Origin of the sequence: Salinisphaera sp. Q1T1-3 (genome assembly GCF_003602005.1) — a bacterium.
Lineage (GTDB): Bacteria > Pseudomonadota > Gammaproteobacteria > Nevskiales > Salinisphaeraceae > Salinisphaera.
On sequence record NZ_QZWD01000030.1, the window covers coordinates 1 to 5,920 of the forward strand.

Genomic DNA, 5,920 nt, shown 5'->3' on the forward strand with positions numbered 1-5,920 from the left:
AGCGTGCGAACTATCTGCCTTACTGGCTGCATGACTACAACTGGCACCGGCCGCATGCCAGCCTGAACCATCAACCGCCGATCAGCCGGCTGGGCTTATCCGTGAACAATGTGGTGGGTTTACACACTTAGGGCCTGTTGAGGTTTCGTGCGAGTCCGCGCCAAGCGCTGTTTTGCGGCAATACAGCGTTGTAGCCCGCTGGTGCAGAATAACGGCACGGCGCGCACTACGCCTCGTCTTGCCGCAAAACAGCGCTTGTCCCGAAGGGTTGGGCCACAAATCCCGCCCTGCGGTGTTGCGAGCCTGAATCGTGGCTCGTCACGATTGGCGACTCGCGCCTTGCCGGACACGATTTGTGGCGCCAACGCGGCGCTCGAACGAAACATCAACAGGCCCTAGGGCGACGTCCCGACCCCAAGTTCAAGGAAAGACAATTCGATGGCCGACACCAACCGGATTCTGAAGACGACGCTCCGTGTCATCGCCACACTGGTGATCGTGTCGATCGCCGCGGTGTTGGGGTGGTTCGCCTGGCAACACTATGTATATGCGCCCTGGACGCGCGATGCTCGGGTTCAGGCCAATGTCGTGAACATCGCGCCGGAAGTCTCGGGCACGGTCACGAAGGTCGCGATCCGCGACGACAGCTATGTCCATGTCGGGGAACTGCTGTTCCAGATCCAACCGATCCGCTTCAAGCATGCCATCGCCGAGGCCAAGGCCAACCTGGCCTCCGCGCGGGCCCGTCGCGCCTACACCCGGGCCAATGCACAACGTCTCGAACGGTTGCCGCCGGGCGGCGTGTCCACGCAGAATCTCCAGCAGGCCCAGTCCAGTGCGCGCGAGGCCGAGGCCTCGGTCAGCCAGTACGAGGCCCAGCTGGCCCAGGCCCGTCAGAACCTCGAATGGGCGACCGTGCGCTCGCCTGTCAACGGCTACGTCACGCATCTACGCCTCGACGAAGGTGACTATGCCTCCCAGGGCCAGTCCGCGTTGACGCTGGTCGATGCCGAAACCTTCCGGGTGATCGCGTACTTCGAGGAGACCAAACTCGATAGCGTGAAGGTCGGCGATCCGGCCGATATCGTGCTGATGGCCGGGGATACCCACCTGCACGGACATGTCGCGAGCATCGGGCGGGGTATCGCGATCGACAACTACACGCCGGGTGAGCGCAACCTGCCGCAGGTCAACCCGACCTTCCAGTGGGTCCGTCTGGCCCAGCGTGTGCCGGTGACGATCACTTTCGACAAGCGGCCGGAAACTCTGCCGTTGTCCGTGGGCCTCACCGCCACCGTTCATGTCCATCCGCCGGACGGGAAAAAACACACGCGTGCTCCGGCCGCACCGGCCCGGCTGGAATGGGACGACATGCAGCCCGCGCGCTTCGATGCCTCGGGCGATCGCGCTGCCCCGAGCACGAACGACGATACCTCGTCAGCGGATGACAACTGATCCGGAAGCGGGCCGCGGGCCCGTATCGGCGGCGTGCAGTCGTGTTATCCGGCCGCCGCGGGGGTCGGATCGTCAGGCAGCCTGATCGGCCTCACGATGCTGGCGGGCGACGTCGTCGAGCCGATCGATGCGCCGCAGCGCCGGGAACATCGCCGCCCAGAGCCCGACCACCGCAAGTGTGCCGAGACCGCCCACGATGACGGCGGGGACCGTGCCCAGCAGTGCGGCTGTCACGCCGGATTCGAACTCGCCGAGCTCGTTCGAAGCGCCGACGAACAGCATGTTCACGGCATTGACTCGTCCGCGCATGGCATCCGGCGTGGCCAGCTGGATGAGAGAGGAGCGCACATACATGCTGATCATGTCGGCTGCGCCCATGATCGCCAGCGCGGCGAAGGACAGCACGAAATTCGTCGACAGTCCGAAGACGATCGTGCCCAGGCCGAAGATGGCCACCGCCACGAACATGGTCGGTCCGGCCCGTCGGTTGAGCGATACGCGCGCCAGATAGAGCCCCATTGCGAATGCCCCGACGGCCACGGCACTGCGCAATGCGCCGAGCCCGAGCGGGCCGACATGCAGGATCGAATGGGCATAGACCGGTAGCAGCGCGGTGGCGCCGCCGAGCAGGACCGCGAACAGGTCCATCGAGATCGCCCCGAGGATGATCGGGCGCGTGCGCACGTAGCGGATGCCGGCCGCAAAGCGTTCGAGTGCCGGCAGACGCGTGGTATCGGCACGCGGTGGCAATACCTTGCGGATCGCCAGAATGGCTGTGGCGGCGAGGCCGAACAGCACCGCGCTGAGTAGATAGGCAGCGGCCGGGCCGGCCAGATAGACCGCACCACCGAGCGCCGGGCCACCGATGATCGCGATCTGGAACACCGATGAGTTGAGTGCGATCGCCTTCGGCAGACGGCGTTCGCCTACGATCTGCGGCAGCAATGCCGTCAGACTCGGGCCCGAGAAGGTCCGGGCGATGCCGAACAGAACGAGCACGCCATAGAAGCCTACCGGTGATTCGGTTCCCGAGAGCGTGAGCCCGAGAAACAGCAGGGCAGCGATCATCATCGCGGTCGAGCTGGTGATGAGCAGATGCCGGCGCGGCAATCGGTCCGCGGCGTCGCCGGCCGGCAGTACCAGCGCTGCCATCGGCAGGAACTGTGCCAGCCCGACCCAGCCCAGCGTGAGGGCGCTGTGCGTCATGTCGTAGAGCTGCCAGCCGACGACGACCGACTGGATCTGGATAGCCGTTGCCGCAAACAGGCGACTGGCCAGCAGCTTGCGGAAATCCGTGTCCTTGAGTACGGATTCGGTTTCGACAGCGGCATGCGCAGGGCTCATAAGCCGCGCGAGTCTACACGACAATCAGGCCGGCGGCTGGTAGTGGATCGCCTCGATCTCCAGTTCGCGACGCCCGTCGGGCAGGGCGACCATCACTGCATCGCCGATCGTGCACCCGAGCAGGGCCCGGGCGACCGGCGAATGCATGCTGATCGCGCCGCTGGCGGCATCGGTCTCGTCGGCACCGACGATGCGATAACGATGGGTCGCATCGTCTTCGTCCACGACATCGACCCAGGCGCCGAAGAAGACCTTGTCCGGATTGTCCGGTCTCGGGTCGACTGCGGTCAGCTCATCGACACGGCGACCGAGGTAGCGCACGCGCCGGTCGATCTCGCGCAGTTCCTTCTTGCGATAGATGTATTCGGCGTTTTCCGAGCGATCGCCCTCGGCGGCGGCATCGGCCAGGGCCCGCACCACATGCGGACGTTTCTCGCGCCAGAGATAGTCGAGTTCGTCGGCCAGGGCCTGCCACCCCGCACGGGTGATGTAGTCACGTTGGGCCACGGCACTCCCGGAATGTGAAACGACCGCGCAGCATAAACCCGTGCAGGCGTCAGCGGGAGGGGAGCGCCAGACGCATGACCCGATCGGTCAGCCAAGGCGGCAGCCCGCTCGGGGCCATGCGGGCAGCGCGCATCAGCCAGCGATAGGACAGACCGGGCACGACCTGCGACGAATGGCCCAGCCCGCGCAGGCCGGCGGCCGCGACCTCTTCTGCGGACATGATTGTGGTGGCCTTGAGCGGCGCCGGCCATTGCGACGGATTGAAATCCACCTTGTCGAAGAATTCGCTCTGGGTCAGGCCGGGGCACAGCGAGACGACATCGATGCCGTCGTGGGTCAGCTCGGCGTGCAATGCCTCGCCGAAGAAGCGGTTCCAGGCCTTGGTCGCGCTGTAATTGGCAAACATCGGAGCCGGCAGGATGCCGGCGATCGAGGCGAGCATCACGATGCCGCCTCGCCCCTCGGCGCGCATGATGCGCCCGAAGTGATGGGCGAGCATGAGTGGCGCGCGACAGTTCAGGTCGATCGCGGCCAGTTCCGTATCCAGGTCATGATCGAGAAAAGCACCGGTCTGTCCGGCGCCGGCGTTGTTGACGAGCAGCCCGATCCGGCGTGTCCCGAGTTCGTCGCAGATTGTCTGCAACGCGTCATCGCCAGTCAGATCCGCGGTGATGGCATGGGTGCGTACGCCGCTGTCGGCTTCGATCTCGGCGGCCAGTTGCGTGAGTCGATCGGCACGTCGGGCGACGAGCACGACATTGACCCCGCGGGCGGCGATGCCCCGGGCAAAGGCCTCGCCGATACCCGACGAGGCACCGGTGACCAGCGCCCAGGGCCCGTATTTCTCAGCGAATTTCATGATCTCGGCGTCCTTGGAATACAGCGATCAGTTGAGTATCACGAGCCCGATGTTCAGATACAGCGCAAAACTGACCCAGCCCAGATAAGGCAGAAACAGGGCGCCCGCGAGGCGATCGGTGCGCCGGAAGACGACCGCCGTGGCTGCCACGGCCAGCCAGAGCGCGATGACCACAACCAGCGCACCGGTCAGTGATTTCACACCGAAAGCCATGGGAGTCCAGAGCGCGTTGAGTGCCAGCTGGACCACGAAGAATACGAATGCCTTGCCGAACCCTGCGACCTTGAGAATGCGCCAGGCCGCCACGGCCATGAGCGTGTAGAACACGCTCCAGCCGATGGGAAACAGAAAGTTCGGCGGCGTGCCGACCGGGTGATTGATCGAGGCATACCATGCGCCGGGCTCGGCGAACACGCCGGTCGAGGCGGCCAGCATCACGAGCGCGGCACAGAGCAGGGCGGCCGGTACGGGCCGGAATTCGGGCGTGGTTGAAACCGGGGCGGCGGTGGTCATCGGCGTCTCCTGTCCATGAGCGCGGTTAGCCCGCGGCGACCGCGCTGTCACCGAGCATTTCCAGCAACAGGCGCGGCAGCGCATCGGAGGTGCCCAGATACGGCGCGATCTCGATCGCGACCTCGGGATGGGCCGCACGCGCAGTCTCGACCTCGGCGGGAATATCCTCGGCCACGTGGCGCCCGGCGGCCAGGAAATAAGGCAGCACGGTGATGTGTTCGGCGCCGCGCTCGGCCAGTTCGGCCAGACCGTCCGGAATGCTGGGGTCGGCCAGTTCGAGAAAGGCACAGGCAATATCGGCGAAATCCGACGCGGCGTCGGCGCGCAGCCGATCGGTCAGTGTGCGGACTTCATCGTTGGATGCCGCGCGGCGACTGCCGTGGGCGACTAGCAGCAGGGATTTCTTCATGGCGGATCGATACCGGTCTCGACGGCGGACAGGGCGCCGGCGGCCGGCGGTGTCCGATAACGAATACGACAGTCGAATGCTAGCAGACGCAACGCGACCGTCTTGTCTGTAGACTAGATGCCCCCATGAAACGAGCACCGAACGCGCGAGGTGCGATCATGCAGATGCCCCAAAACGAACCGGTCACCTTCACTCGCGACTGCGAGGCGGTGTTGATCCCCGCCGGCGATACGGTCGAGATTCCGGTCGGCACGCACGGCAACATCACCCAGGCGCTCGGTGGCTCGTTCACGGTCTATATTGCCGGTAATCTCATCCGGGTCGCCGGCGAGAATGCGGATGCGATCGGCCAGGAACCGCCCGAGCCGCTGGCGCTGCCCGACAACGCCACGGCCGAGGACGTCGAGAACCTGGCCTGGGAACAGATGAAGACCGTGTTCGATCCGGAGATCCCGATCAATCTGGTCGATCTCGGACTGGTCTATCGCTGCGAATTCGATCACACGGATCCGGACCGTCGTATCGTCGACATCGACATGACGCTTACCGCCCCCGGTTGTGGCATGGGCGATATCCTGGTCGACGACGTCCGGTCCAAGGTGCAGATGGTGCCCACGGTCGCCCAAGTGAACGTCGAGCTCGTCTTCGATCCACCGTGGACCATGGAAATGATGAGCGATGCCGCCAAGCTGCACGTCGGCATGCTCTAGGTGTGTAAACCCACCACATTGTTCACGGATAAGCCCAGCCGGCTGATCGGCGGTTGATGGTTCAGGCTGGCATGCGGCCGGTGCCAGTTGTAGTCATGCAGCCAGTACGGCAGATAGTTCGCA

At 64.9% G+C, this 5,920-nt stretch carries 7 protein-coding genes and 2 pseudogenes; 3 read left to right on the top strand and 6 right to left on the bottom strand.

Annotation, left to right across the window (positions count from 1 at the left end):
• Both D3260_RS16965 and D3260_RS16970 read left to right on the top strand, forming a co-directional pair.
• Positions 1–131, top strand: a pseudogene (locus tag D3260_RS16965) (IS481 family transposase); the annotation flags it as partial.
• Positions 132–438: 307 nt separating this feature from the next.
• A complete protein-coding gene (locus D3260_RS16970; protein ID WP_120099796.1) occupies positions 439–1,455 on the top strand; it encodes an HlyD family secretion protein in 1,017 nt (338 codons plus the stop codon).
• Positions 1,456–1,527: 72 nt separating this feature from the next.
• On the opposite strand, the gene D3260_RS16975 is transcribed toward D3260_RS16970, so the two are convergent.
• Genes D3260_RS16975 through D3260_RS16995 form a run of 5 tightly spaced genes read right to left on the bottom strand, consistent with a single transcriptional unit; the run spans position 1,528 to position 5,087 of the window.
• Positions 1,528–2,799: an MFS transporter gene (locus D3260_RS16975; protein WP_120099797.1), complete on the bottom strand. Its 1,272-nt coding sequence runs from the start codon at positions 2,797–2,799 to the stop codon at positions 1,528–1,530.
• A gap of 24 nt (positions 2,800–2,823) precedes the next feature.
• Positions 2,824–3,306, bottom strand: a complete 483-nt coding sequence (gene greB / locus D3260_RS16980; protein WP_120099798.1) for a transcription elongation factor GreB — start codon at positions 3,304–3,306, stop codon at positions 2,824–2,826.
• A gap of 49 nt (positions 3,307–3,355) precedes the next feature.
• Entirely contained in the window at positions 3,356–4,165 is an 810-nt protein-coding gene (locus tag D3260_RS16985; RefSeq protein ID WP_120099799.1) for an SDR family oxidoreductase, read from the bottom strand.
• A 27-nt stretch (positions 4,166–4,192) separates the two neighbouring features.
• Entirely contained in the window at positions 4,193–4,678 is a 486-nt protein-coding gene (locus D3260_RS16990) for a TspO/MBR family protein (protein ID WP_120099800.1), read from the bottom strand.
• Positions 4,679–4,703: 25 nt separating this feature from the next.
• Positions 4,704–5,087 carry a sirohydrochlorin chelatase gene (locus tag D3260_RS16995; RefSeq protein ID WP_120099801.1) on the bottom strand — a complete coding sequence of 128 codons (384 nt, stop codon included), beginning with the start codon at positions 5,085–5,087 and terminating at the stop codon, positions 4,704–4,706.
• 158 nt (positions 5,088–5,245) lie between these two features.
• On the opposite strand from D3260_RS16995, the gene sufT reads away from it, so the two are divergent.
• Complete coding sequence (gene sufT / locus D3260_RS17000) at positions 5,246–5,797, top strand: putative Fe-S cluster assembly protein SufT (RefSeq protein WP_120099802.1); 552 nt, start codon at positions 5,246–5,248, stop codon at positions 5,795–5,797.
• Here the strand turns inward: sufT and D3260_RS17005 are convergent.
• Positions 5,794–5,920: pseudogene (locus D3260_RS17005) on the bottom strand (IS481 family transposase); the annotation flags it as partial. The gene sufT and the pseudogene D3260_RS17005 overlap by 4 nt on opposite strands.

Bases quoted from the DNA above. Each gene is read 5' to 3' on its own strand.
- D3260_RS16990 (WP_120099800.1), bottom strand. From the start codon at position 4,678: ATGACCACCGCCGCCCCGGTTTCAACCACGCCCGAATTCCGGCCCGTA.
- sufT (WP_120099802.1), top strand. From the start codon at position 5,246: ATGCAGATGCCCCAAAACGAACCGGTCACCTTCACTCGCGACTGCGAG.
- D3260_RS16995 (WP_120099801.1), bottom strand. From the start codon at position 5,087: ATGAAGAAATCCCTGCTGCTAGTCGCCCACGGCAGTCGCCGCGCGGCA.
- D3260_RS16985 (WP_120099799.1), bottom strand. From the start codon at position 4,165: ATGAAATTCGCTGAGAAATACGGGCCCTGGGCGCTGGTCACCGGTGCC.
- D3260_RS16970 (WP_120099796.1), top strand. From the start codon at position 439: ATGGCCGACACCAACCGGATTCTGAAGACGACGCTCCGTGTCATCGCC.
- D3260_RS16975 (WP_120099797.1), bottom strand. From the start codon at position 2,799: ATGAGCCCTGCGCATGCCGCTGTCGAAACCGAATCCGTACTCAAGGAC.